Source organism: Blastococcus sp. SYSU D00922, from assembly GCF_054050495.1.
This window is the reverse complement of sequence record NZ_JBJGZL010000001.1, coordinates 104653-126541: the sequence shown is the minus strand read 5'-3', so window position 1 is coordinate 126541 and position 21889 is coordinate 104653. Positions and strand designations below refer to the sequence as shown.

19 protein-coding genes and 1 tRNA gene are annotated in these 21889 nt (G+C 75.2%); 11 read left to right on the top strand and 9 right to left on the bottom strand.

Annotated features, from left to right (window positions below; translation table 11 throughout):
- Positions 1-340: 340 nt before the first annotated feature.
- Both ACI78T_RS00650 and ACI78T_RS00645 read left to right on the top strand, forming a co-directional pair.
- Entirely contained in the window at positions 341-991 is a 651-nt protein-coding gene (locus tag ACI78T_RS00650; protein WP_456556162.1) for a DUF389 domain-containing protein, read from the top strand.
- A 22-nt stretch (positions 992-1013) separates the two neighbouring features.
- Positions 1014-2345, top strand: a complete 1332-nt coding sequence (locus ACI78T_RS00645) for an MFS transporter (protein WP_456556161.1) — start codon at positions 1014-1016, stop codon at positions 2343-2345.
- Here the strand turns inward: ACI78T_RS00645 and dcd are convergent.
- On the bottom strand, positions 2317-2901 hold the full coding sequence (gene dcd / locus ACI78T_RS00640; protein ID WP_456556160.1) for a dCTP deaminase: 585 nt from the start codon (positions 2899-2901) through the stop codon (positions 2317-2319). The two genes, ACI78T_RS00645 and dcd, sit on opposite strands and share 29 nt — an antisense overlap.
- 169 nt (positions 2902-3070) lie before the next feature.
- On the opposite strand from dcd, the gene ACI78T_RS00635 reads away from it, so the two are divergent.
- From ACI78T_RS00635 to ACI78T_RS00620, 4 genes are all read left to right on the top strand, one after another.
- Entirely contained in the window at positions 3071-5776 is a 2706-nt protein-coding gene (locus ACI78T_RS00635) for a S8 family serine peptidase (protein ID WP_456556159.1), read from the top strand.
- 126 nt (positions 5777-5902) lie between these two features.
- Positions 5903-6481 (top strand): PAS domain-containing protein, encoded by a 579-nt coding sequence (locus ACI78T_RS00630; RefSeq protein ID WP_456556158.1) that lies wholly within the window; start codon positions 5903-5905, stop codon positions 6479-6481.
- A 1-nt stretch (position 6482) separates the two neighbouring features.
- Positions 6483-7445 (top strand): methyl-accepting chemotaxis protein, encoded by a 963-nt coding sequence (locus ACI78T_RS00625; RefSeq protein WP_456556157.1) that lies wholly within the window; start codon positions 6483-6485, stop codon positions 7443-7445.
- 65 nt (positions 7446-7510) lie between these two features.
- Positions 7511-7584, top strand: a tRNA-Gly gene (locus ACI78T_RS00620).
- Here the strand turns inward: ACI78T_RS00620 and ACI78T_RS00615 are convergent.
- Positions 7536-7874: a DUF2784 domain-containing protein gene (locus ACI78T_RS00615; RefSeq protein WP_456556506.1), complete on the bottom strand. Its 339-nt coding sequence runs from the start codon at positions 7872-7874 to the stop codon at positions 7536-7538. The genes ACI78T_RS00620 and ACI78T_RS00615 overlap by 49 nt on opposite strands.
- A 142-nt stretch (positions 7875-8016) precedes the next feature.
- On the opposite strand from ACI78T_RS00615, the gene ACI78T_RS00610 reads away from it, so the two are divergent.
- Positions 8017-9534, top strand: a complete 1518-nt coding sequence (locus tag ACI78T_RS00610; RefSeq protein WP_456556156.1) for a hypothetical protein — start codon at positions 8017-8019, stop codon at positions 9532-9534.
- Here the strand turns inward: ACI78T_RS00610 and pgsA are convergent.
- Entirely contained in the window at positions 9492-10109 is a 618-nt protein-coding gene (gene pgsA / locus ACI78T_RS00605; RefSeq protein ID WP_456556155.1) for a CDP-diacylglycerol--glycerol-3-phosphate 3-phosphatidyltransferase, read from the bottom strand. The two genes, ACI78T_RS00610 and pgsA, sit on opposite strands and share 43 nt — an antisense overlap.
- Complete coding sequence (locus ACI78T_RS00600; RefSeq protein WP_456556154.1) at positions 10106-11620, bottom strand: hypothetical protein; 1515 nt, start codon at positions 11618-11620, stop codon at positions 10106-10108. The genes pgsA and ACI78T_RS00600 overlap by 4 nt, the downstream gene beginning before the upstream one ends.
- An 82-nt stretch (positions 11621-11702) precedes the next feature.
- On the opposite strand from ACI78T_RS00600, the gene ACI78T_RS00595 reads away from it, so the two are divergent.
- Positions 11703-12836, top strand: coding sequence for a phosphatase PAP2 family protein (locus tag ACI78T_RS00595; RefSeq protein WP_456556153.1), 1134 nt, complete (start codon positions 11703-11705; stop codon positions 12834-12836).
- Positions 12837-12846: 10 nt separating this feature from the next.
- Here ACI78T_RS00595 and ACI78T_RS00590 read toward each other — a convergent pair whose 3' ends face one another.
- Positions 12847-13383 (bottom strand): GtrA family protein, encoded by a 537-nt coding sequence (locus tag ACI78T_RS00590; protein WP_456556152.1) that lies wholly within the window; start codon positions 13381-13383, stop codon positions 12847-12849.
- 341 nt (positions 13384-13724) lie between these two features.
- Between ACI78T_RS00590 and ACI78T_RS00585 the strand changes: the two genes are divergently transcribed.
- Positions 13725-14747 (top strand): hypothetical protein, encoded by a 1023-nt coding sequence (locus ACI78T_RS00585; RefSeq protein ID WP_456556151.1) that lies wholly within the window; start codon positions 13725-13727, stop codon positions 14745-14747.
- Between the two features lie 18 nt (positions 14748-14765).
- On the opposite strand, the gene ACI78T_RS00580 is transcribed toward ACI78T_RS00585, so the two are convergent.
- A complete protein-coding gene (locus ACI78T_RS00580; protein WP_456556150.1) occupies positions 14766-16808 on the bottom strand; it encodes a putative bifunctional diguanylate cyclase/phosphodiesterase in 2043 nt (680 codons plus the stop codon).
- Between the two features lie 273 nt (positions 16809-17081).
- On the opposite strand from ACI78T_RS00580, the gene ACI78T_RS00575 reads away from it, so the two are divergent.
- Together ACI78T_RS00575 and ACI78T_RS00570 are read left to right on the top strand one after the other, a co-directional pair.
- Complete coding sequence (locus tag ACI78T_RS00575) at positions 17082-17618, top strand: universal stress protein (protein WP_456556149.1); 537 nt, start codon at positions 17082-17084, stop codon at positions 17616-17618.
- 79 nt (positions 17619-17697) lie between these two features.
- Positions 17698-19383, top strand: coding sequence for a GAF domain-containing protein (locus tag ACI78T_RS00570; protein ID WP_456556148.1), 1686 nt, complete (start codon positions 17698-17700; stop codon positions 19381-19383).
- 2 nt (positions 19384-19385) lie between these two features.
- Here ACI78T_RS00570 and ACI78T_RS00565 read toward each other — a convergent pair whose 3' ends face one another.
- The 3 genes from ACI78T_RS00565 to ACI78T_RS00555 form a co-directional block, all read right to left on the bottom strand.
- Positions 19386-20036: a response regulator gene (locus ACI78T_RS00565; protein WP_456556147.1), complete on the bottom strand. Its 651-nt coding sequence runs from the start codon at positions 20034-20036 to the stop codon at positions 19386-19388.
- A 66-nt stretch (positions 20037-20102) separates the two neighbouring features.
- Complete coding sequence (locus ACI78T_RS00560) at positions 20103-21131, bottom strand: type III polyketide synthase (protein ID WP_456556146.1); 1029 nt, start codon at positions 21129-21131, stop codon at positions 20103-20105.
- 64 nt (positions 21132-21195) lie between these two features.
- Positions 21196-21888, bottom strand: coding sequence for a methyltransferase domain-containing protein (locus tag ACI78T_RS00555; RefSeq protein WP_456556145.1), 693 nt, complete (start codon positions 21886-21888; stop codon positions 21196-21198).
- Between the last annotated feature and the right edge of the window lies 1 nt (position 21889).

Here is a 21889-nt window from a genome sequence, read left to right as displayed (position 1 = left end):
GCCGTCGTCGTCCCGGGGTAGAAACGCCCGTGCTCATGCAGCTGCGGGTCACCGTCCCGCCCGACCGCACCGCCGACGTCCAGGAGCTCTTCGAGCGGGACCCGGGCACCGCCCACCTCGCCGTGCTCCCCGGGGCGGCGGTCAGCCCCGCCGGCGACCTCGTCCTCGCCGACGTCGCGCGGGAGAGCGCGGACGCCCTCATCGGCGCGCTGCGAGAGCTGGGGGTCGACCGCGACGGCGGCATAGTCATGGTCGGCGTGGACGCCGTCTCCCGCTCGGCCCGGCTGGCCGAGGAGCGGGCTCCGGCGAGGGCTCGGACGCCGTCGTGTGGGAGCAGGTGGTGCGGACGACGGACGCCGACTCGTCGCTGTCGGTGTCCTACCTGGCCTTCCTCACCATCGCGACGCTGCTCGCCGCCGTGGCGATCATCAACGACTCGGCCGTCCTGGTGATCGGTGCGATGGTGCTGGGTCCGGAGTTCCCCCCGCTGGCCGCGCTGGCCGTGGCGGTGCTGCACCGCCGGCCGCGGATCGCCCGCAAGGCGGGGCTCGCCCTGGCGGTCGGCTTCGCCACCGCGATCGCCGTCACCGCGGTGGCCGTGCTGGCGGGCCGGGCACTGGGCTGGTTCGGCCCGGAGGTGCTCACCGCGGAGCGGCCCGGGACGGGCTTCATCACCGCCCCCGACCGGTGGTCGGTCGTCGTCGCGGTGCTGGCGGGGATCGCCGGCGTCCTCTCGCTCACGTCCGCGAAGAGCGGCGCCCTGGTGGGCGTGTTCATCTCGGTCACGACCGTCCCGGCCGCGGCGGACATGGCGGTGTCCCTGGCGCTCGGCGGGGGCGCGGAGTTCCTCCGGGCGACCACGCAGCTGGCGATCAACCTCGTCGGCATCCTCCTCGCCGCGCTCGCGACGCTCGCCGTCCAGAAGGCCGTGTGGCACCGCGTCCCGCAGGCCGTCCCGCGGCTCGGGAGGGTGGTGGGCACCGGCAGCTGACCGGGGAGGACCATGGGCGGACGTGACCCGCACCGCCGCCCCGCCCGTCGCCGCTCCGCCCAGCCGCTCCCGGGGTCCGGTGCTCATCGGGGTCGCGATCGTCCTCACCGGGCTGAACCTGCGGACCGCGGTCACCAGCATCGGCCCGGTGCTCCGGGAGATCGAGGACGGCCTGGGCATCTCCAGCGGCCTGGCCGGCCTGGTCACGACGATGCCCGTGCTCTGCTTCGCCGCCATCGGTTTCGCCGGTCCGGGGCTGTCGGCCCGCTTCCGCGACTCGCACGTGCTCAGCGCCGCGCTGGCCACGATGGCGGTGGGTCTCGTCGTCCGGGCGAGCGCCCCGGCCTTCTGGCTGTTCCTGCTCGGCACCGTGCTGGCGATGGTCGGCGGGGCCCTGGGCAACGTGCTCCTGCCGAGCCTGGTGAAGCGCTACTTCCCCGCCCGCACCGGGCTGATGGTCGGCGCGTACAGCACGGCCCTGTCGGTGGGCGCAACCGTGGCGGCCGTGTCCACCGCGCCGATCGCCGCGGCGATCGGGGACGACGGCTGGCGGTGGGCCCTGGGGGTGTGGGCGGTCTTCGCCCTGCTGGCCGCCGTGCCGTGGCTGTTCGTGCGGGCGGCCCCCGGCGCGTCCCGCGGCACGCACGTCGCCGTCCGGATGCGCGACCTCCGGCACAGCCGGATGGCCCTGGCGCTGATGGTGTTCTTCGGGGTCCAGGGCCTGCAGGCCTACGTCATCATCGGCTGGACGGCCTCCTACCTCCGCGACGCCGGTCTGACCGCCGCGGCCGCCGGGCTGCTGCTGGGCCTGAACCAGGTGATCGGCATCCCGCTCAGCGCCCTGGTCCCGGCGCTCACGGTCCGGCCGCGCCTCCAGCGGCCGCTGCTGCTGACGTTCATGGCCTGCTACACCGTCGGGTGGACCGGGCTGTGGGCCGCCCCGCGCACCGCACCGTGGCTCTGGATGGCCGTGCTCTCGGTCGCGATGGCGAGCTTCCCGATGATCCTGACCCTCATCGGCCTGCGGGCCCGCACGCCCGAGACGACCGCCGCCCTGTCCACGTACGTGCAGAGCTGGGGGTACGTCATCTCGGCCGTGGGCCCGCTGCTGGTCGGGGTGCTGCTCGGCGCCACCGGCAGCTACGTGCCGATGTTCGTGCTCGTCCTCGCCGGGGTGCTGGTGCTCGCCGTCACCGGGTGGTTCATGACGCGGGAGCGGTACGCCGACGACGAGGTGGAACGGAACGTCGCGGGCTGGTCGTCGAGCGCCTCCTGCGAGGACGTGCTGGAGGTGGCCGGCGTCGAGGCGCCGGCCAGCGCGCACGTCAGGGACGCCGCGTCTCCGCGCGCGTGAAGTTCCGGTAGGACCGGGACGGCGTCGGGCCGCGCTGGTCCTGGTAGCGGGAGCCGTACACCGCCGAGCCGTACGGGTGCTCCGACGGGCTGGAGAGCCGGAACAGGCACAGCTGGCCGATCTTCATGCCCGGCCAGAGCGTGATCGGCAGGTTCGCCACGTTGGAGAGCTCGAGCGTGATGTGCCCGGAGAAGCCGGGGTCGACGAAGCCCGCCGTCGAGTGCGTCAGCAGCCCGAGCCGGCCCAGCGAGGACTTGCCCTCCAGCCGGGCGGCGAGGTCGTCGGGGATGGTGACGACCTCCAGCGTGGACCCGAGCACGAACTCGCCCGGGTGGAGCACGAAGGGCTCGTCGCCGTCGGGCTCGACCAGCGTGGTCAGGTCGTCCTGCTGCTGCGCCGGGTCGATGTGGGTGTACCGGGCGTTGTTGAACACCCGGAAGAACCTGTCGAGCCGGACGTCGATGCTCGAGGGCTGGACCAGCCCCGCGTCGTAGGGCTCGATGCCGAGGCGTCCCTCGGCGATCGCGGCCGTGATGTCGCGGTCGCTCAGCAGCATGGCGCGGAGTCTAGGGACCGGCCCTTCACCCCTCCGGGCGAACCCCGCCCGCCGGCTCTCAACCCGGGCCCTGAGCAGGCCGTTGACGACCGGGACGACGCAGGTCCGCCCCCACGGACGGGGACGGGCGCCACCGGACGGTCCGGCGGAGGGCGTCCGGAGGTCAGGGATGACGAGCAAGCGGGTCCAGGCCCTCGCCCTGGTGACGGCCGCCGTGGCCGGCTACTGCGGCGCGGCCGCACTGACCGCGCAGGCCCTGCCGCCGGTCGCGGTCGCAACCGACTTCGGTCCCGGCGACGGCTTGACCCGGCTGGTCCTCACCGCCGAGGCAGGAGTCTCCGACACCGATCTGCTCGAGGCCGTGGCCGCCGTCGATGGAGTGGCGCACGTGCAGCCGCTGGGGCAGGGGGTCGCGCTGGCCGCGACCGAGAGCCTCCGGCCCCAGGACCTGGAGCCCGTGCCGGGTGTCGCGCACGTCGAGTTCTCGACGTCCGTGCCCGTGCTGGGCACCGTGAGCGACCCGTACTTCCCGCAGTACGGCTGGAACCTGGAGAACACGGGCACGAACTCCTACAACCAGCCCGTGGCTCCGGTCGCCGACGCCGACGTCGACGCCACCGCCGGCTGGGCGACCGGCAGAGGTGCGGGGCGCGTCGTCGCCGTCGTCGACACCGGGTTCGACTCCGACCACCCCGACCTCGCTGGTTCGCTCTGGACCAACCCGGACGAGACCTGCGGCACCACCGACACCGACGGCAACGGGCTGGCCGGCGACTGCCACGGCTGGAACTTCTACGCCAACAACGCCGACGTGGACAACGGCAGCTACGGCAGCCACGGAGCGAGCGTCTCCGGCGTCGTCGGTGCCCGGGCCGGCAACGGCGCGGGGTCGGCCGGGGTCGCGCCCGAGGTGTCGATCATGCCGCTGGTCATCGGCGGCGGTGAGCACGTCGACGTGAATCTGGGGGCGAGGGCGATCCGCTACGCCGTCGACAACGGCGCTGACGTCATCAACGCCTCGTGGGGCGGGGCGTTCACCGGCTCCGCCCTGCAGGCCCTGAAGGACGCCGTGGCGTATGCAGCCGCCCACGACGTGCTCGTCGTCGCCGCGGCGGGCAACGACAGCGGTAACCGCGACACGAACATCCTGTACCCGGCCAGCCTGACCGATCCGAACATCGTCACGGTGGGCAACTCGACGGCCGGGGACACGGTCACGGCCAGTTCCGCCTACGGCGCGACGAACGTCGACCTCTTCGCGCCGGGTTCTCTGGTGCTCACCACCTGGAACGACGGCGGCTACCGCCTCGTCGGGGGCACCTCCATCGCCGCACCGCACGTCGCCGCCGCCGTCGCGCTGTACCGCGCGCAGATGCCCGGCGCCGGGTACGCCGAGGTCAAGCAGGCGCTGCTCGACGACGTGGACACCGTGCCGGCTTTCGCCGGGCGGTCGGTGACCGGTGGGCGGCTGACGATGAGCCGGCTGACCGGTGCGCCGGTCGAGTCGGTCGGCTACGCCTTCACCGCCATGACCTCGCCGGCCGGCGTGGTCTCCCCCGCCATCGGGATCACCGGCCCGAGCACCCCGGGCGACTACGAGGTCGTCCTCGGTCTGGGCATGGAGGACGCCGGCGCGATCTGGGCGCTGTCGGGCAAGGACGTGACCGTCGACGGCGTCACCGTCACCACCGACGACGCCGGCGACGCGGCCTTCCCGCTGGGCACCCTGGCGGGCCTGGACGGCACCGGCCTGTCCCCCAGCATGGAGCTCGGCGACGGCCGCTACGTCCTCACCGTGCAGACCTACCGCGACGGCACCCCGGTCGGCCGCACGTACGCCGCCCCGCTGCTGGTGGGCACGGCCGTCCCCGCGCCGACCGACCCGGGCACGGATCCCGGCACCACCCCCGGTGGATCCACGCCGGGCGGCTCCACCCCCGGCGGCTCGACGCCTGGTGGCTCCACCCCCGGCGGCAGCACCCCCGGCGGCAGCGCCCCGGGCACCGTGCCGAGCGTCCCCGGCGGCGCCCTCCCGGGCACCCCCGGCGCCGGCAGCACCCCGGGCACCGACCCGGGGACGACCCCCGGCACCGACCCCGGCACCGGCCCGGGCACCGATCCGGGCAGCACCACCCCGGGCGGGACGACGCCGGGCGGCAGCACCCCTGGCGGCTCGACGCCGGGCGGCTCGGCCCCGGGGGGCACCAGCCCCGGTGGGTCCGCGCCGGGCACGACGCCGGGCACGACCCCGGGCACGACCGCGCCGGGCGGCACCGGCCCCGGCACGACCGACCCCGGCACGTCAGCGCCGGACGCGCCCGTCCCTGGCACGACCACGTACCCCGAGGTCGGCGTCTTCCGGATCACCTCGCTGAGCCCGAACGCCGTGGACTCCGCGGGTGGCACGGTCGTCACGATCACCGGTCTGGCCCTGCCGACGAACCCGACGGTCCGGATCGGTGCGACCACGACCGCGACGATCGTCACGTCGACGACGACCCGCGTCACCTTCCGGGTGCCCGCCCGGGTGGCCGGCGTCTACGACGTCTCGGTCTTCGCGCCGGACGGCCGCTCGACCGTGCTGAGCAACGCGCTCACCTACGCCGACGCGGTCGGCACCGCCCCGGGTGGCAGCACCCCCGGCGGGACCGCGCCCGGCGGCGGGACCACGCCCAGCACGCCCGGCGGCACGACCCCCGGTGGGAGCACCCCGCCGGGTGGGACGACGCCCGGTGGGACCACCCCGCCGGACACGGGCCCGGTCGTGCGCACCGGCCCGTCCGGGGAGCGCCTGGTGCGGTCGGCGAAGTTCGACTCGCTGCGTTCCATCTGGTCCCTGGACTGCTCGTCGTCCTGCACCGGGGTCGCGATCTGACCCTCCTCCGACCGCTGCGCCCCGTCCGACTTCCCCATGCGGACGGGGCGCAGCTGCATCCGCAGGTCCCACGGGCACCCCGGGCTGCCGATGACTCCCTGTGGAGAACCACCTGGGGGAGGACTCGTGCTGGACACCCGGCCGGCGCCGCAGCCGGCGCGCGGCGCACACCGGACGCTGCGGCCGACGGGCGTGGAGCGGACGTTCTCCGCCGACGAGCTGATCGTCTCGAAGACCGACCCGCGAGGCGTGATCACCTACGCCAACGACGTCTTCCTCCGGGTCAGCGGGTACGCGATGGCCGACGTCGTGGGCCACCCGCACAACCTGATCCGGCACCCCGACATGCCGCGCGCCGTCTTCGCCCTGCTCTGGGAGACCCTGGCCGCGCGGCGCGAGCTGTTCGCCTACATCAACAACCTGGCCGCCGACGGCGCGCACTACTGGGTGCTGGCGCACGTGACGCCGTCCCTGGGACCCGGCGGCGAGGTCGTCGGCTACCACTCGAACCGGCGCAAGCCCTCCCCGCGCGCGGTCGAGGCGATCCGGCCGCTCTACGACCGGCTGGTCGCAGAGGAGCGCCGGCACCCGACCGCGAAGGCGGCCGTGGCCGCCTCGAGCGCGCTGCTGGCCGACGTCCTGACCGAGCACGGCGGGTCCTACGACGAGTTCATCTGGTCGGTCATCAACCGCGAGGAGCGCTGACGTGGGCATCCGGGGAGCACGGGCCGCCGGGCGCGGCGACGCCGAGGAGCTGGAGATCTACCGCGCCTTCGTGCGGCAGCTGACCGAGACGTGCGAGGCCGCCGCCCGTGGGGACCTGGAAGCCCGCAGCCGTCCCGACCCGCGCGCCGGGACGGTGCCGGAGCTGCGCGCCCTGCACCACGCGCTCAACCGGGTGCTCGACGTCTCCGACGCCTTCGTCCGGGAGTCGTCCGCGGCGCTGACCTCGGCCGCCGAGGGGCGGTTCCACCGCCGGCTGCTCGAGGGCGGCCTGCTGGGCGCCTTCCGCACCAGCGCGAGCGACATCAACACCGCCCGCAGGGCCATGGAGGAGACCGCCGGTCGGGTCACGGAGGCGCAGACCTCGCGGCTGCGGCTGGCCGACGCGTTCGAGTCCGTCGTCCTCGCCATGTCGGAGCAGGTCGCCACCGCCTCGACCGAGATGAGCGCCTCGGCGTCCGGGCTCACCGCGGCGGCCGGCGCCGCGGCCGACGAGGTGGCGACGGCGCAGACGACCATCGCCTCGCTGACCCGGTCGTCGGAGGAGATCAGGGAGATCATCGCGATGATCGACGCGGTCGCCGCCCAGACCCGGCTGCTCGCCCTCAACGCGACCATCGAGGCCGCGCGGGCCGGCGAGGCGGGCAAGGGCTTCGCCGTGGTGGCCTCCGAGGTGAAGGACCTGGCCGACCAGACCGGCCGGGCCACCGAGCGGGTCACCGCGCAGGTGGAGCAGATCCGGCAGGCCTCGGAGGCGGTCGCCGTCGGCATGGGCACGGTCGGGACGACGGTCGGCGAGATGAACGGCCTGGTCGACGGGATCGCCGCGGCGGTGGACGGCTCGTCGTCCCTGGCCACGGGCGGGGACGACATCACGGGCCTGTCCCAGATGGCCGAGCGGCTGCGCTCCGAGGCCACCGGGTTCCTCGCCGAGATGCGGCGCTGAACCGGGGCTGATCAGGGGGTCTGCTCCCGCTCGCCGACTGTCACCAGGTAGTCTGGCGGGCGTTCGCGGGTGTAGTTCAATGGTAGAACATCAGCTTCCCAAGCTGACAGTGCGAGTTCGATTCTCGTCACCCGCTCCACGCCACCGCCTGCGCAGCAGGACCAGCACGTACGACGCGACGGCGACGCCCATCGCGGTCAGCCAGATCGCCGTCTCGTACTGCGCCGGGTAGAGGGTGTCGCGCAGGTAGTGCGCGGTGAAGCTGCCCTCGTACGGCGTCCTGCCGCCCTCCTCGAGCAGCCACTTCTCCAGCGTGGTCACCGGGCAGGTGAAGTCGGTGAGGGTGACGTAGATCGAGTAGAGGGTCACCCCGACCGACGGCCAGATCCAGGCGAACCGGTGCAGGGCCAGGAACCCGCCCACCACCATGTACACCAGGAACGCCATGTGCAGGAACGCGACGACCGCCGCCGCCACCAGGGCTGCCACGGGCGGACCCTACCGCCGGGGACGCCCGCCGCGGGGCTGCTGAGCTCCCCACCGGCGGCCCTGGACCGCTTCAATGGCCGCCGTGGCGCTGGTGCCGACGACGCACGCGCCCCCGGCGCCGGCGCGCACCGGGCGGCGCTTCCTCCTGCTCCTGTGCCTGGCCGTCGTCCTGGCCCGCGCGAGCTTCGTGGCCCGTCCGCTGCGCAACGACGAGGGCGGCTACCTGCTCGTCGCCCGGCACTGGCACTCGGGCGGCGAGTTCCTCTACGGCGACTGGTTCGTCGACCGGCCGCCGCTCCTCCTGCTGATCTTCCGTGCCGCCGCCCTCACCGACTGGGACCAGGCGATCCGGGTGCTGGCGATCCCGTTCGTCGTCGTGTCCGTGCTCGCGGCCTGGCGGGCGGGCACGCTGCTCTCCGGTCCGGCCGGCGGCCGGTGGGCCGCTCTGGTGGCCGCGGGGGTGCTCTGCTCGCCGCCGCTCGCCGCCGAGCAGGCCGACGGCGAGCTGTTCGGCGCGGCCGTCGTCCTGGTCTCGCTCGCCCTGGCCCTCACCGCCTGGCACGCCCCGACCCCGGCGGCCAGGTTCCGGACGGCGGCCGCCGCGGGCGCGACCGCCGTCGCGGCGCCGTTGGTCAAGCAGAACCTGCTGGAGGGCGTGCTCTTCCTCGTCTGCCTGGTGGTGGTCGCGTCCCGCGGACGTGATCTGCCGGCCCGCCGGCGCGCCGCCGAGGTGGCCGCGGGGGCCCTCGTCGGCGTCCTCGTCGTGTCGGTCCTGGTGGGCCTGTGGCTGGCGTCGGTCGACTCCGGACCGGCCGGCGCCTGGCGGGAGCTCGTCGGCTTCCGCAGCGCCGCCTTCGACGCCATCTGGTCGAGCAGCCCGGAGGCCACCGTCCGTCGCGGCGGGCAGCTCGTCGTCCTGGGCGTCGTCACCGGCCTCCTCCCCCTCGTGGCGGCGTGGTTCGGCGCGCGGCGGCCCGGGCCGGACACCGCCACCCGCACCGCGATCAGCACGACGCTGGTCCTCGGGCTGGTGGCGATCGCCGCCGGCGGCAGCTACTGGCCGCCCTACCTGCTGCAGCTGGCGCCGGTCGCGGTGCTCGCCGCGGGGGCGGTCGCGCCGTCGGTGACGCGAGCCGGAGCCTGGATGCGCGCGTCGGGCCGGCTACTGGTCTCCCTCGCCGTCGTCGGCACCGTCACCTCCGCCGTCCTGCACGCGACGGTGCCCTCGCTCTGGTACAGCCAGCGGATCGGCGAGTGGCTGGCCGCGTCGAAGGCGTCGGGTGACAGCGCCTTCGTCGCCTACGGCCTGCCGTCGGTCCTGGAGGCGGCCGACATGCCCTCCCCGTACCCGCACCTGTGGAGCGTGCCGATGCGCACGTCGGACCCGGACCAGGTGCGCCTCCGGGAGACGCTGGCCGGGCCGCGGGCACCCGAGTGGATCGTGCAGGTCACCGGCCTGGACGCCTGGCACATCGACGAGGGATCGCGGTTGCGGGAGCTGGTCGACCGCCGCTACCGCGTGGTGGCCACGATCTGCGGCCACCCGGTGTGGCTGCGTCAGGACGTGACGCGGGAACTCGCCGCCGCGCCGCCCTGCTGACCGGCCACGGCCAGCGCCGGATCCGCCGCGCGCACCATGCCCGCCGCCTTGACCGCGTAGTCGGCGCCGGTGACCACCGTCCACACGACGGTCAGCAGGACCACCACCTGCAGCCCCGCCGTCCACGCGGGCGCCACGAGCGCCAGCACGACGAGCGCGGTCTGCGTGCCGGTCTTCACCTTGCCGCCCCGGCTCGCCGGGATGACACCGAGGCGCAGGACCCCCAGCCGCAGCGCGGTCACCGCCGCCTCCCGGGCGAGGACCACCACGGTCGCCCACCACGGGACCAGCCCAAGCCCGGACAGGCAGATCAGCGCGGTGCCGACGAGCGCCTTGTCGGCCAGGGGGTCGACCAGGGCGCCGAAGGGCGTGCACTGGCCCCACCTCCGGGCGAGCCACCCGTCGGCGAGGTCGGTCACCGACGCGCCCACGAACAGGGCCAGCGCCGCCCACCGGCCCCCGGCGCGGTCACCCTCCAGGACGAGGACGGCACCCAGGAAGGGCACCGCCGCCAGCCGGAGACCGGTGAGGAGGTTCGGCAGGTTCCACGCCGTCGCGGTGATCGCCGCGGTCATCGCCGGAACACCATCAGGTGGTAGTGGCACCCGGGACCGCTGCCGCTGGCCACGTGCGCCAGGCGGTAGGCCGCCATGCCCGGGTGCTCGTGGATCGCGCGCTCCGTCGGGTAGTAGCCGGCGAACCGGGCGGCGTCCCGGCTGGCGAGCACCAGCACGTCGGGGGCTCGCCGGTGGACCAGGTCCGCCCGTTCCCCGGGCGACATCCGCCCGGTCTCCTGGATCAGCGGCTCGTTCAGGAAGAAGCTGTCGACGACGGTCCGCCCGCCGGCGCGGGCCGGGACGAGCCCGGCGTCGGAGATGGCGAACGAGGTGTCCGCCGGGGTGGTCCGCAGCCAGTCGATCGCGTCCTCGCGCGCACCCACCCGGCAGTCGGTGTACCGCTGCTGCGTCCCGTGCACGCTCTCGACGTCACCCGGCGGCAGGAGCAGGACGCCCACCCCCGTGGCGGCCACGACGGCGGCTGCCGGCACCCGGCCTCGTCGCAGCGCGAGGGGCACGACGACGGTGCTGACGACGACCGCCGCCAGCAGCGCGATGAGCGGCCAGACCGGCATGAAGAACCTGCTGTAGGCGTTCGCGCTGTCCAGCGTGTCCACCGATCCGAGCACGTAGACGACCGGCGGCACCGCGAGCAGCCGCGCCCGGCCGGACAGGAGCACCGCGCCGGCGACCGCCGCCGCGGTGGGCAGCAGCGCCTGGTCGAGGAACTTGTCGAGAACGGTGAGCCCGTCGCCGGCACCGGACTTGTAGAGCACCGAGTTGGGCAGCAGGTGGCCGTAGAGCCCCAGCCGCACCGCCTCCAGCACCGCCTGCGACAGGAGCGGGACACCGCCGAGGAGGGCGGCCCGCCGCAGCGCCGGCCGCCTGGTCGCCGCCCGGAGCAGCCCCGGCCCCTCGCCCAGCGCCACCACGGCAGCCACGACGGCGAGGCCCTCCGGGCGCAGCCACGGCAGGACCGCGAAGAGCGCGGCGGCCCGCGCGACCCGGCCCCCGTCCGGGCGCGCGACCTCCAGGGTGCCCGCTGTGAGGACGGCGGCCACCAGGAGCGTCTCGAGCCCGCCCACCGCCCACAGCGCGAAGGGGGCGCTGCACGCGGTCAGCAGCGACCCGATCCGCGCCGCCGTCTCACCGACGACCGGCCGCCCGCCCACGTAGACGAGCACCACGCAGACCAGCCCGGCGGCGACACCCAGGACGCGGGCGGCGGCGGGCGCGGACCAGCCCGCCGCGTGGGCGAGCGCCTCCAGTGCGACCAGCAGCGGGTTGCTGAAGCCCTCCGCGCGGGGACCGCCCGGGTTCCAGACGAAGCCCTCGCCGTCGCCCAGGTTCTCCGCGTACCGGACCGAGATCCACGCGTCGTCGGTCACGAAGCCCCGGAAGAGCCAGCACAGCGCGAGGTGGACGCCCGCGGCCAGCGCGACGACCGCCCAGCCGGAGGCCCACCAGCCGCTGCGGCGCCGCTCGGGTGCAGGCGCAGGGGGCGCCACGGGCAGGCTGGTCGTCCTCACGGCGCTCCGTTTCTCTGGATCTCCACGGCGAGTCGGGACGACGACGTGTGTTGGCCGACGATTCATGGAAAATTAGCCCCTGATGAACGAGTCCGCCTTTCGTGGCGTCCGCCTCGGCGCCTACGGGCTCGCGGTCGGGGTCGCCCTCGTCACCCTCGCCGTCGCGGTGGTCTGCGCCGTCCACCTGGGGCTCCCGCTGCGCGACCCCGACGGCTTCCTCGGTCCGACGTACGTCCGCCTGCCGCTGATCGTGGCCGGGATGCTGGCCGTCGACGTGGTGCCTCGCGCCCTGTGGCGGGGCCGCTCGCTCCGCGCGCTGCCGGCGGAGGTGGTCTCGGTCGCGCGGGAGCGCTGGCCGTGGCGGCGGCTGGTCCCCGTGCTGATCGGCCTGGCGGCCTTCTACGTCACCTACGTGTCGTACCGGAACCTCAAGCACTTCCTGCCGCTCCTGCGGCCGGACCTGGTCGACGACGAGCTGGGCGAGCTCGACCGGGCGCTGACCGGCGGCACGGCCCCGGCGGAGTACCTCCACGACCTGCTCGGGGTCGGTGCGTCGGCGCACGTGCTCTCGTGGGTGTACCTGGCGTTCCTCATGTTCGTGCCGGCGTCGCTGGCCCTGGCCCTGGTCACGACGGGGCGCTCCCGGGAGGCCAGCTGGTACGTCACGGCGCTGTGCCTGAACTGGTCGCTGGGCACGCTCAGCTACTACCTGCTGCCCTCCCGCGGGCCGGTGTACGCGGAGCCGGAGCTGTTCTACGACCTCCCCATGACCGGGACGTCCGCGCTGCAGCACAGCCTGCTGGTGTCGCGCTGGCTCGTCCTCCGCGACCCCGAGGGCACCGAGCGCATCCAGAGCATCGCCGCCTTCGCGTCGCTGCACGTCTCGATCATCTTCACCGCCGCGCTGATCGCCCAGCTCGTGCTGCGGTCGGTCGTGGTGCGGTCGGTCCTCTGGGCGTTCTTCGCGCTGACCGTGACCGCCACCATCTACTTCGGCTGGCACTACATCGTCGACGACATCGCCGGGCTGGCGATCGGCGGCGGATCGGTCCTGCTCGCCGCCTGGGGCACCGGTCAGCTCCGGCGGGCACCGGCCGCGGCGCCAGGGGAGACGGCCGGACCCGAGGAGGCCCCGGCTCCCGGGACCGACGAGCCGGGCAGCCTCGTCCCGGCACGGTTCCGGCGTCGGCCGCAGGCGTCCCCCACCACCCCGTGAGCGCGCCGGGTCAGGCGGGCGCCGGCGGGAAGACGAAACGCCGGTAGGACAGGAAGCGGAAGAGGCCACCGAGGGCCAGCCCGATCCCGTTCGCGGAGATGTTGTCGGCCAGCGGGGTGGTGAGCCCCAGCACGTAGCGGGAGAAGCCGAGGCAGGCCAGCGCGATCACCAGGGCCACGCCGCTGAGGGCCATGTAGAGGGTGTACTCGCGGGCGAACCCGGCGCGCGGCCGGTCCCCGTAGGTCCAGTACCGGTTGCCGAAGTAGGCGACGGTGGTCCCGGCGACCAGCGAGATCGTCTTCGCGACGAGCGGCTCGTCGCCCAGCCACCCGCCCAGGAAGACCAGGGCGTTGTAGCCCCCGATGTCGACGGCCAGGCCGAGGGCACCCACGGCCGCGAAGCCGGCCGCCTCCTTGCCGATCGTCCCGCTGCGCGAGCCGGACGCCGGGCTCGCGGTCGCGCGCCCCTGCTCCGGGGCGGGCGCGGCCACCGGCGCGTGGTGCTCGTGCCGGGCCGCCGATCCCGCGAGCCGGGGCCGGTGGGCCACCGCGCCCCGGTCCGTGCGGCCCTCGCGGGCGGCCGTCCGGCGGAAGAGGCCGCGCGGGCCACGCGCTTCCGAGCGCGGGCCGCCCCGGCCTGCCACGCGCCGGCGACCCGTCGACCGCTCACCGCGTGCTGCGCGGAGCCCCCCGAACGCCGGTCTCATGGGGCCGCCCTCTCCGCCGGCACCGGGACCGGTTCGGGGGGACGCCGGCCGTGCCGTTCGACAGTCATCACCCCCCAGCATGGCGGGGAAACGACCATCCTGCCGCTCGGGATACGACGGGCGAACGCTCCGTGACGGTTTCCGGAGTGCCGCGGCACCCGTGCCGCGCCAGGATCTCGCAGGTGGGAACGGGCACGCGTCACGCGCTGAGGGCCACGCGGCCGCGGGGTGGCGCCGTCGCGCGGCTCGGCGCGCGGCTGCCCCGCGTGGGGCTGGACGGCGTCCTCGACGACCTCGACCGCGCCCTGGAACCGTGCCCGGTCCCCGGCCGCGCCCCGGGGGAGGGCTGGACGTGGGCGCCGGCCGACCGCGACGACCCCGCGTGGTGGCCGCAGGGGGTGGCTCCGGTCGACGGGGGCGGCGTGCTCCTGGTGAGCTGGTACGCGAAGCGGCAGGGCCTGCGCCGCACCGCGGGCTCGCGGATCTCGGTGGTCGGCATGCGCTCCCCGGGCGGCCCGCGGTACCGGCACGTGCTGCTCGTGGCGCCGCGGCGTCTGCTCGGGGTCCTGACCACCCGGACCGTCCCCGTGCACGCCGGCGGGATCGCCGTCGTGGGCGACCTGCTGTACGTGGCCGACACCGTGTTCGGCGTCCGCCTTTTCCGGCTCCCGGACGCCATGCGCGCCGGCGGTGCGGGCGCCCACGGCCACGCGTACGTGCTCCCCCAGCTCATGTCCCTGCGGCTCCCGATGCGGTCCGTCCGGCAGCGGTTGCGCTTCTCGTTCCTGTCGGTGGGCGAGGTCGCCGGCCGGCCCGTGCTCGTGGTCGGCGAGTACCGGCGGAAGGGCGGCGTCCCCCGGCTCGCCCGGTACGCCCTGGACCCCGCGACGGGGCTGCCCGTCACCGACGGGAAGGGGTGGATGGCGCCGGTCGAGGTCCACGATCGGCAACCGGACCGCATGCAGGGCGCGGCGGTGCACGGCTCGACGTGGTTCGCCACCGCGAGCGCCGGCCGGGGCGTGCCCGGCGACCTCTACGCGGGGGCGCCGGGCCGCTGGGTCCGCCACCGGGGGGTGCTCCCGCCCGGACCGGAGGACGTCGGGTGGTCGGTGCCCGGCGAGCAGTTGTGGTGCGTCACCGAGTGGCCGGGCAGCCGCTGGCTCTTCCCCGTGGCCACCGGCCCGTGGCGGCCGCGCGAGAGCTGATCCACCGGTCCGCCCGGGTCAGACGAGCGGGAGCGACCCCTCGTGGAGGGTGCCGACGCGGCTCAGCAGCTCGCTCATCTGCTCGGCCCCCATGGGTCGGGCGAAGTGGTAGCCCTGCGCGATGTCGCAGCCGAGGTCGCGCAGCGCCGAGACGTGGTCGGCGCCCTCGACGCCCTCGGCGACGACGGTGAGCCCCAGGTTGTGGCCCAGGTCGATCGCGGTGCGCACCAGCACGGCGTCGTGCGCGGTGGTCGTCATGCCCAGGACGAACGAGCGGTCGATCTTGAGCTCGTCGACCGGCAGGCGGCGCAGGTAGGCCATGGAGCTGTAGCCGGTGCCGAAGTCGTCGATCGAGAGCTTCACGCCCAGGTCGTGCAGGCGCTGGAGCACGTCCATGCACCGTGCCGCGTCGCCCATGACGGCGCTCTCGGTCACCTCGAGCCGCAGCAGGGCCGCCGGGACGCCGTGCCGCGCGAGCAGCCCCCGGACCAGGTCGGGCAGGCCCGGGTCGAGGAGGCACCGGGTCGAGAGGTTGACCGCGACGGGCACCGCGGAGCCGGCGTCGATCCAGCGGCGCATCTGGGCCAGCGCCAGGTCGAGCACGTGCTCGGTCAGCCGCAGGATGATTCCGGTGCCCTCGGCGACCGGGATGAAGTCGCCCGGGGGGATCAGGCCCTGGGTGGGGTGCTGCCAGCGCAGCAGCGCCTCCAGCCCCTCGATCCGGTCGCCGTCGAGGGTGTACTTCGGCTGGTAGTGCAGGAACAGCTCGTCGGCGCCCTCGAGCGCGCGGCGCAGGTCGCCCAGGACGGTGAGCCGCGGCGGCGCGGTCACGTGCTCCTCGGGCTCGAAGACCACGGCGCCGGCCTTGACCTCCTTGGCGACGTACATGGCGATGTCGGCGTGGCGCAGCAGGGCCTCGGTGTCGGTGCCGTGCCACGGGGAGATGACGATGCCGACGCTGGCCTCCACGTCGAGGGAGACGCCCTCGACGTCGAACGGGCGGTGCAGCGCCTCGCGGAGCCGCTCGGCGACCTGCTCGGCCTCGCCGACGCCGTCCACCAGGGGCAGGAGCACGGCGAACTCGTCGCCGCCCAGGCGGCCGACGGTGTCGCCCTCCCGCAGGACCGACTGCAGCCGCGGTCCCACCTGCCGGAGCAGCTTGTCGCCGTAGCTGTGGCCCAGCGTGTCGTTGATCTCCTTGAAGCGGTCCAGGTCGATGAGCAGCAGGGCCACCTCGCCCTCGGAGCGGCTGGCGGCGGCCAGCGCCTGCTCCAGGCGGTCCCGGACGAGCTCCCAGTTGGGCAGCCCGGTCAGGGCGTCGTGGGTGGCCTGGTGCCGGTCGCGCTCGGCGGACGTCCGCAGCGCGTCGGCCTGCCGGCGCAGCTTCGCCGACGCGGAGGCGATGAGGCGGAAGACGACGACGTAGAACACCGTCAGGGAGGCGATCAGGACGAGCGTCATCGTGCGGACGTCCTCGGCCACCGCGGCCGCCACCGGGGCGTAGGGCAGGTAGAGCTCCATGGCGCCGTCGGGCGTGGTCGAGCCCTCGTACTGGACCGGCACGTAGACCTCGAGCATGACGCGCTCGCCGTCCTCGCTGCCGGCGCCGTCGTCGGCCGAGTGCGAGAAGCCCGACACGACCTCGCCGGCGAGCACCTCGTCGAGCTCGTCGGACTTCGACGTGGACCCGATGTGGTCGTGCTCGTTCGAGTACACGACCGTGCGGTCGCGGTTGAAGATGTTGAGCTCGACCGGGTCGAGGTCGTCGAGCTGGCGGCCCTCCGCCTGCAGGTTCCCGCCGGCGGCGGCGACGGCGCGCTCGACCCGGGCCAGTCGCTCGGGGTCGAAGCCCTCGGCGAGGTCCTCGGGGGTCAGCTGCGGCTGCAGCCCCAGGCGCACGGTGACGATCGCGGTCCACTCGGCCTGCTGGCGGGCCCGCTCCGCGATCGCGTCGCTCAGCACCGACGAGAGCAGCGCCCCCACGGCCACCGTGAGCACCAGGCTGACCACGCCGAAGCGCGTCAGCAGGCTGGCCGCCCGCACCCGTCGGAGAAGGCTCATGCCACTCCGATCGGCCGACCGGGCGTGCTCCTTGAGCCGGCCCCCTCGCACACCCACCCCGACGGGGGGAGAACGGCAGGACCAGCGGTTCGCGGGATGGGTCACCGGGTAGGTGGGCGCCTCAGGCGGGGGAAACGCTGTCGCGACGACGTCACCCAGAGTGCGGGACACGCAGTACCGGGAACGGAACGAGGTCGGTACGCCTCGTGCGGCCGCCGGGCCGGGCCCTTGGTCCCTGGGAGATCGCTGGACGCCCCAGCACGATTCGGCCCCATGAGCGACATCCGTTCCCCCTGGGACCCCGAGCCGACCGCGGAGCCCGACCCGCAGCCGGCCATCCCCGCGGCGCGGACGGGCGAGGAGCCGGTGGCCGACGTCGAGCCGCTCCGCCTCGCCCCGCTGCTGGCCCGCCGGCAGAACCCGTGGCTCATCGTCGAGGTCGACGGCTCCGCCGCCGGGCACGGCGGCCTGGTGTGGGCGCTGCGCGAGGCGGCCCGGCGCGAGGCGACGGTCGTCGCGGTGCACGTCCTCGACGACTCCGGCGGCGACCCGCTCGGCGGGTCCGGGCGGGTGCACCTGCGCACCCGCGCTGCCGCCCACGACCGTCTCGAGGCCCACGTCCTGCGGGCGATCGCCGAGACCGGCGTCCAGGGTCGCTGCCGGACCGCGGTGCTGGACCGGCCGGTGTTCGAGGCGCTGTCGGCGGCCACCCAGGGCGCGGACCTCGTCGTCGTCGGCTCCCGCGGCAAGTCGCTGCTGCGCCACGCGATCCCCCGTCCCCTCACGCGCCGGCTGGCCCGTGGCGCCTGAGCCAACCCGATCCCCGCGGCACGAGGAGGCCGCTCGCGCACCGCTTCCCGGCCCCGCCCAGGGCTCCTACGTTCGGGCCGTGCCCCCGCCCGATCCCCTGGCCCCGCCGCCGGACGACCCTGCCCCGTCGTCCTCCGGCGACCACCTGGCCGTGCCGGTCCTGACCGCCGCGCTGCGTGCGGTCGCCTCCGGCAGCAAGCTGGAGGCGACGCTGCGCGACATCGTGCAGGCGGCCGTGCAGCACGTCGACGCGTCCTACGGCGCCATGGGCGTGCTGACCCCGGACGGCCTGCGGCTGGACAGGTTCGTCGTCGTCGGGATGGACGAGGACGACCAGGCCCGCATCGGCCGGCTCCCGGAGGGCGAGGGCATCCTCGGCCTGCTCGTCGCCGAGCCCGTGCCGCTGCGGCTCGACGACCTGGGCGAGCACCCCGCCTCGCGCGGGTTGCCGCCCGGGCACCCGCCGATGCGGTCCTTCCTCGGGGTGCCCGTGCGGGTCGGCTCCTCCGTCTTCGGCAACCTCTACCTCACCGAGAAGCGCACCGGCGAGCCGTTCTCCGCGGCCGACTCGGAGGTGGTGCAGGCCCTCGCCGCCGTGGCCGGGCTGGCGATCGAGAACGCCCGGCTCGCCGAGCAGGCCGAGCGCCGCGGCCGCTGGAGCCAGGCGGCCACCGAGATGGCGACCGCGCTCCTGTCGGGCGCCGACCCCGACGACGTGCTGCGGGTCGTGTCCACCCAAGTCTCCGCGCTCACCGACGCCGACATGGCCGGCGTGCTCGCCCCCACCCGGGACGACCCGGACACCATGACCATCGTCGCCGCCGTGGGCCGCGCCGCCGACGAGGTCGAGGGCGTGCGCGTGCCCCTGGGCGGCACCGACCTCGGTATGACCCAGCTCGCGGGCGAACCGCGGCTGATCGACGACATCGCCGCGACGCCGCTCGTCGGCACCCGCGCCGCCGTCGTCGTCGAGCTGACGGCCGGGTACGGCCCGGCCCTCGTCGTCCCGCTCGGGACCGGGCCGAGCCGGAGCGTGCTGGTCACCATGCGCGCCGCGGGCAGCCCGGCGTTCCTCCCGCACGAGCTCGACCTGCTGACCGCGTTCGCGGCGCAGGCCTCCGTGGCCCTCGAGCTGGCCCACGCCCAGCAGCGGACGCGGTCGCTGCAGCTGCAGGCCGACCGCGACCGCATCGCGCGCGACCTGCACGACCACGTCGTCCAGCGCATCTTCGCCACCGCGCTGTCCCTGGACCGGCTGGGCCGCTCCCTGGAGAACGACCGGCGGGACGTCTCCGCCGCTCTCTCGCAGCGCGTGGACGACCTGCACGGCACGATCGAGCGCATCCGCACGTCGATCTGGGACCTGCGCGAGGCCGAGGACTCGTCGACGACGGCCTTCCGCCAGCGGCTGGCCGACGTGATCCGGTCGATCACCGAGGGGCACGAGGTCCGCCCCGACCTGCGGTTGCGCAGCGAGCACGAGGAGCTGCCGCCGGATCTGCTGCTGGACCTGGTCGCGGTCGTGCGTGAGCTGGTGACCAACGTCGTCCGGCACGCCCGGGCCCGCCGGGTGACGGTGGCCGTCGAGGTCCGGACGGCCGCGTGCGTCGTGGTCACCGACGACGGGCGCGGGCTGCCCCCCGTGACCGTCCGCAGCGGGCTGGCGAACCTGGCCGACCGGGCCGAGCGGCGGGGCGGGGAGCTGACCTGCACGTCCTCGCCGTCGGGCACCGAGATCCGCTGGACCGCCCCGATGCCGCGCTGACCTCAGCCGCGGTCGCGGAGCTCGGTCGCGAGGATGGCCGCCTGGGTGCGCCGCTCCAGCCCCAGCTTGGCCAGCAGGTGGCTGGTGTAGTTCTTCACCGTCTTCTCCGCGAGCCCCATCCGGGCGCCGATCTGCCGGTTGGTGAGGCCCTCGCCGATCAGCCGCAGCACCGTGCGCTCCTGGTCGGTGAGCAGTCCGAGCCGGTCGGAGCCGGCCGAGCCGGGTCCGCGGTCGCGGGGCGCCGCGGGGGCGACGTCCTCGAACAGCCGGCCCCCGGCCGCCACGGCGTGCACCGCGGACACCAGCGCCGGCCCGCGGATCTGCTTGAGCAGGAAGCCGGAGGCGCCGGCCCGGACCGCCGCGTCGAGGGCCTCCTGCTCCGAGAAGCTGGTGAGCACCAGGCAGCGCAGACCCGGGACCTTGTCGCGCATGAGGCGGCACAGGTCCGCGCCGTCGCCGTCGGGGAGCCGCATGTCGACGACGAGCAGGTCGGGACGGACGGCGGGCACCCGCGCCAGCGCCTCCGCGACGGTGCCCGCCTCGCCCGCCACGGTGATGAGGGGATCGTCCTCGAGCACCTCGGCCACGCCCCGGCGGACCACCTCGTGGTCGTCGACCAGGAACACGCGCACCGGCGCGGTCGATGGCTGCACCGGCCACCTCCCCACGCTCCGTGACGACGATCACAGAGCGTAGGCCCTCGCGGGGCGGAGCGGGAGTCAGGCGGGCAGCAGCAACGCGGCGTAGAGCGTGAGACCCGGCCCGAACGCCATGACCACCACCGGGCCGTCGACGTCGGCCATCTCCTCGAGCACGAGCAGGACCGTGGCCGACGAGCAGTTGCCGTGCTCGGCGAGCACCCGCCGGGACGCGGCCAGCTGCTCCTCGGCCAGGCCGAGCTCGTCCCGGACGACGTCGAGGATGCGCGGGCCGCCGGGGTGCACGGCCCACCCGGCGACGTCCTCGATCCGCAGCCCGGCGCCGGAGAGCAGCTCGTCGACCACCCCGCCCACGTGCCGGGAGAGCACGTCGGGCACCCGGGGGGACAGCCCCATGCGGAAGCCGAGGTCGGTGACGTCCCAGGTCATGTGGTCGGCGGTCGAGGCGTCGGTGCGCGCCACCATCCCCGCCACCCGGCGGCCGCGGGAGGCGCCGGGCTCGAGGACGACGGCGGCGGCCGCGTCGGAGAACAGCGCGTGCGCCACCACCTGCTCCAGGTCCCGCTGCGCCGGCTGCACGTGCAGGCTGGTCAGCTCGCAGCACAGGAGCACGGCCGGACGGGACCGGGCCGTCACGAAGTCGCTGACCGCGGCCAGCCCGGGGATGGCGGCGTAGCAGCCCATGTGCCCGACCAGCAGCCGCTGCAGCCCGAGGGGCATGCCCAGATCGCCGGCCAGCCGGATGTCCAGGCCCGGGGTGGCGTACCCCGTGCAGGTGGCGACGGCGAACAGGCCCACGTCACCGGGCGCCAGGCCGGCGGAGTCGAGGGCGCCGGCGACCGCCTGCTTCCCCAGCGGCAGCGCCTCCTGGACGTAGCGCTCCATGCGGGCGCCGGTCCCCCACGAGCTCAGGTCCTCGTCCATCGGGCTGGCGACCGCGTGCCGCCGGCGCACGCCCGAGCTCTGGAAGATCCGCCGCGCGGCGCGCACGCCCTCGTAGTGCCGGGCGAAGAAGCCGTCCCAGACGGCGTCCTGGTCGAAGGTGGCCGGCAGGGCCGACCCCAGCCCGGTCACGACCGCGCTGCTCACAGGCGCTCCCCGGCGCTCGGCGTCATGCACCCGACGGTACGTGGCGCACAACCGGCTCGCCGACTCACCGTTTGCGCCCGTAGCCGGCGAACACGACGGCCGTGGAGCGGATCGGCTTCATCCGGACGAGCCGCCGACGGCCGAGCTTCCACGCGATCGCCTCCCGCATCGACGGCCGGAGGCCGACCAGCTCGAGGTCGAGACCCACCCGGTCGGCGGCCTCCAGCAGGTGCCGGCGATCGACGAACAGGGCCGGGTCGTGCAGCCCCCGGGGCGGCCCGCCGGGCAGGCGCTCGAGCAGGTGGACGTTGATCAGCCGCGACAGCCACCCGGCCGCCAGCGCGTCGAGCACCAGGGCGCCGCCGGGGCGGAGCAGGCGGGCGCACTCGGCGAGCACGCCTGCGTGGTCCTCGACGTGCTCCAGGATCTCGCCGGCCAGGACGACGTCGGCGCACCCGTCGGCGAGCGGCACCGCCAGGACCGAGCCGCGCACCGGCAGCAGCCCGTGGGCGCGGGCGAGCTCCAGCCCCCGCAGGCCGATGTCGACGCCGACGTGCCGGTAGCCCAGCTCCGCGACGTGCGGGCCCATCAGCCCACCGCCGCACGCGAGGTCGACGAGCACCGCGCCCGGGCGGGCGGCCGGCGGCACGTGCTCGGCGCGGGAGGCGGCCAGCCAGTGCAGGGCGGCGAACTCCCCGTCGTGCCGCCACCACTCGTCGGCGAGCTGGTCGTACTGCGCGGGGTCGTTGCGCCGCATC

Bases quoted from the DNA above. Each gene is read 5' to 3' on its own strand.
- ACI78T_RS00615 (WP_456556506.1), bottom strand. From the start codon at position 7,874: ATGGTGGTGGGCGGGTTCCTGGCCCTGCACCGGTTCGCCTGGATCTGG.
- pgsA (WP_456556155.1), bottom strand. From the start codon at position 10,109: ATGACCGCGGCGATCACCGCGACGGCGTGGAACCTGCCGAACCTCCTC.
- ACI78T_RS00575 (WP_456556149.1), top strand. From the start codon at position 17,082: ATGAGCGACATCCGTTCCCCCTGGGACCCCGAGCCGACCGCGGAGCCC.
- ACI78T_RS00595 (WP_456556153.1), top strand. From the start codon at position 11,703: ATGAACGAGTCCGCCTTTCGTGGCGTCCGCCTCGGCGCCTACGGGCTC.
- ACI78T_RS00555 (WP_456556145.1), bottom strand. From the start codon at position 21,888: ATGCGGCGCAACGACCCCGCGCAGTACGACCAGCTCGCCGACGAGTGG.
- ACI78T_RS00580 (WP_456556150.1), bottom strand. From the start codon at position 16,808: ATGAGCCTTCTCCGACGGGTGCGGGCGGCCAGCCTGCTGACGCGCTTC.
- dcd (WP_456556160.1), bottom strand. From the start codon at position 2,901: ATGCTGCTGAGCGACCGCGACATCACGGCCGCGATCGCCGAGGGACGC.
- ACI78T_RS00635 (WP_456556159.1), top strand. From the start codon at position 3,071: ATGACGAGCAAGCGGGTCCAGGCCCTCGCCCTGGTGACGGCCGCCGTG.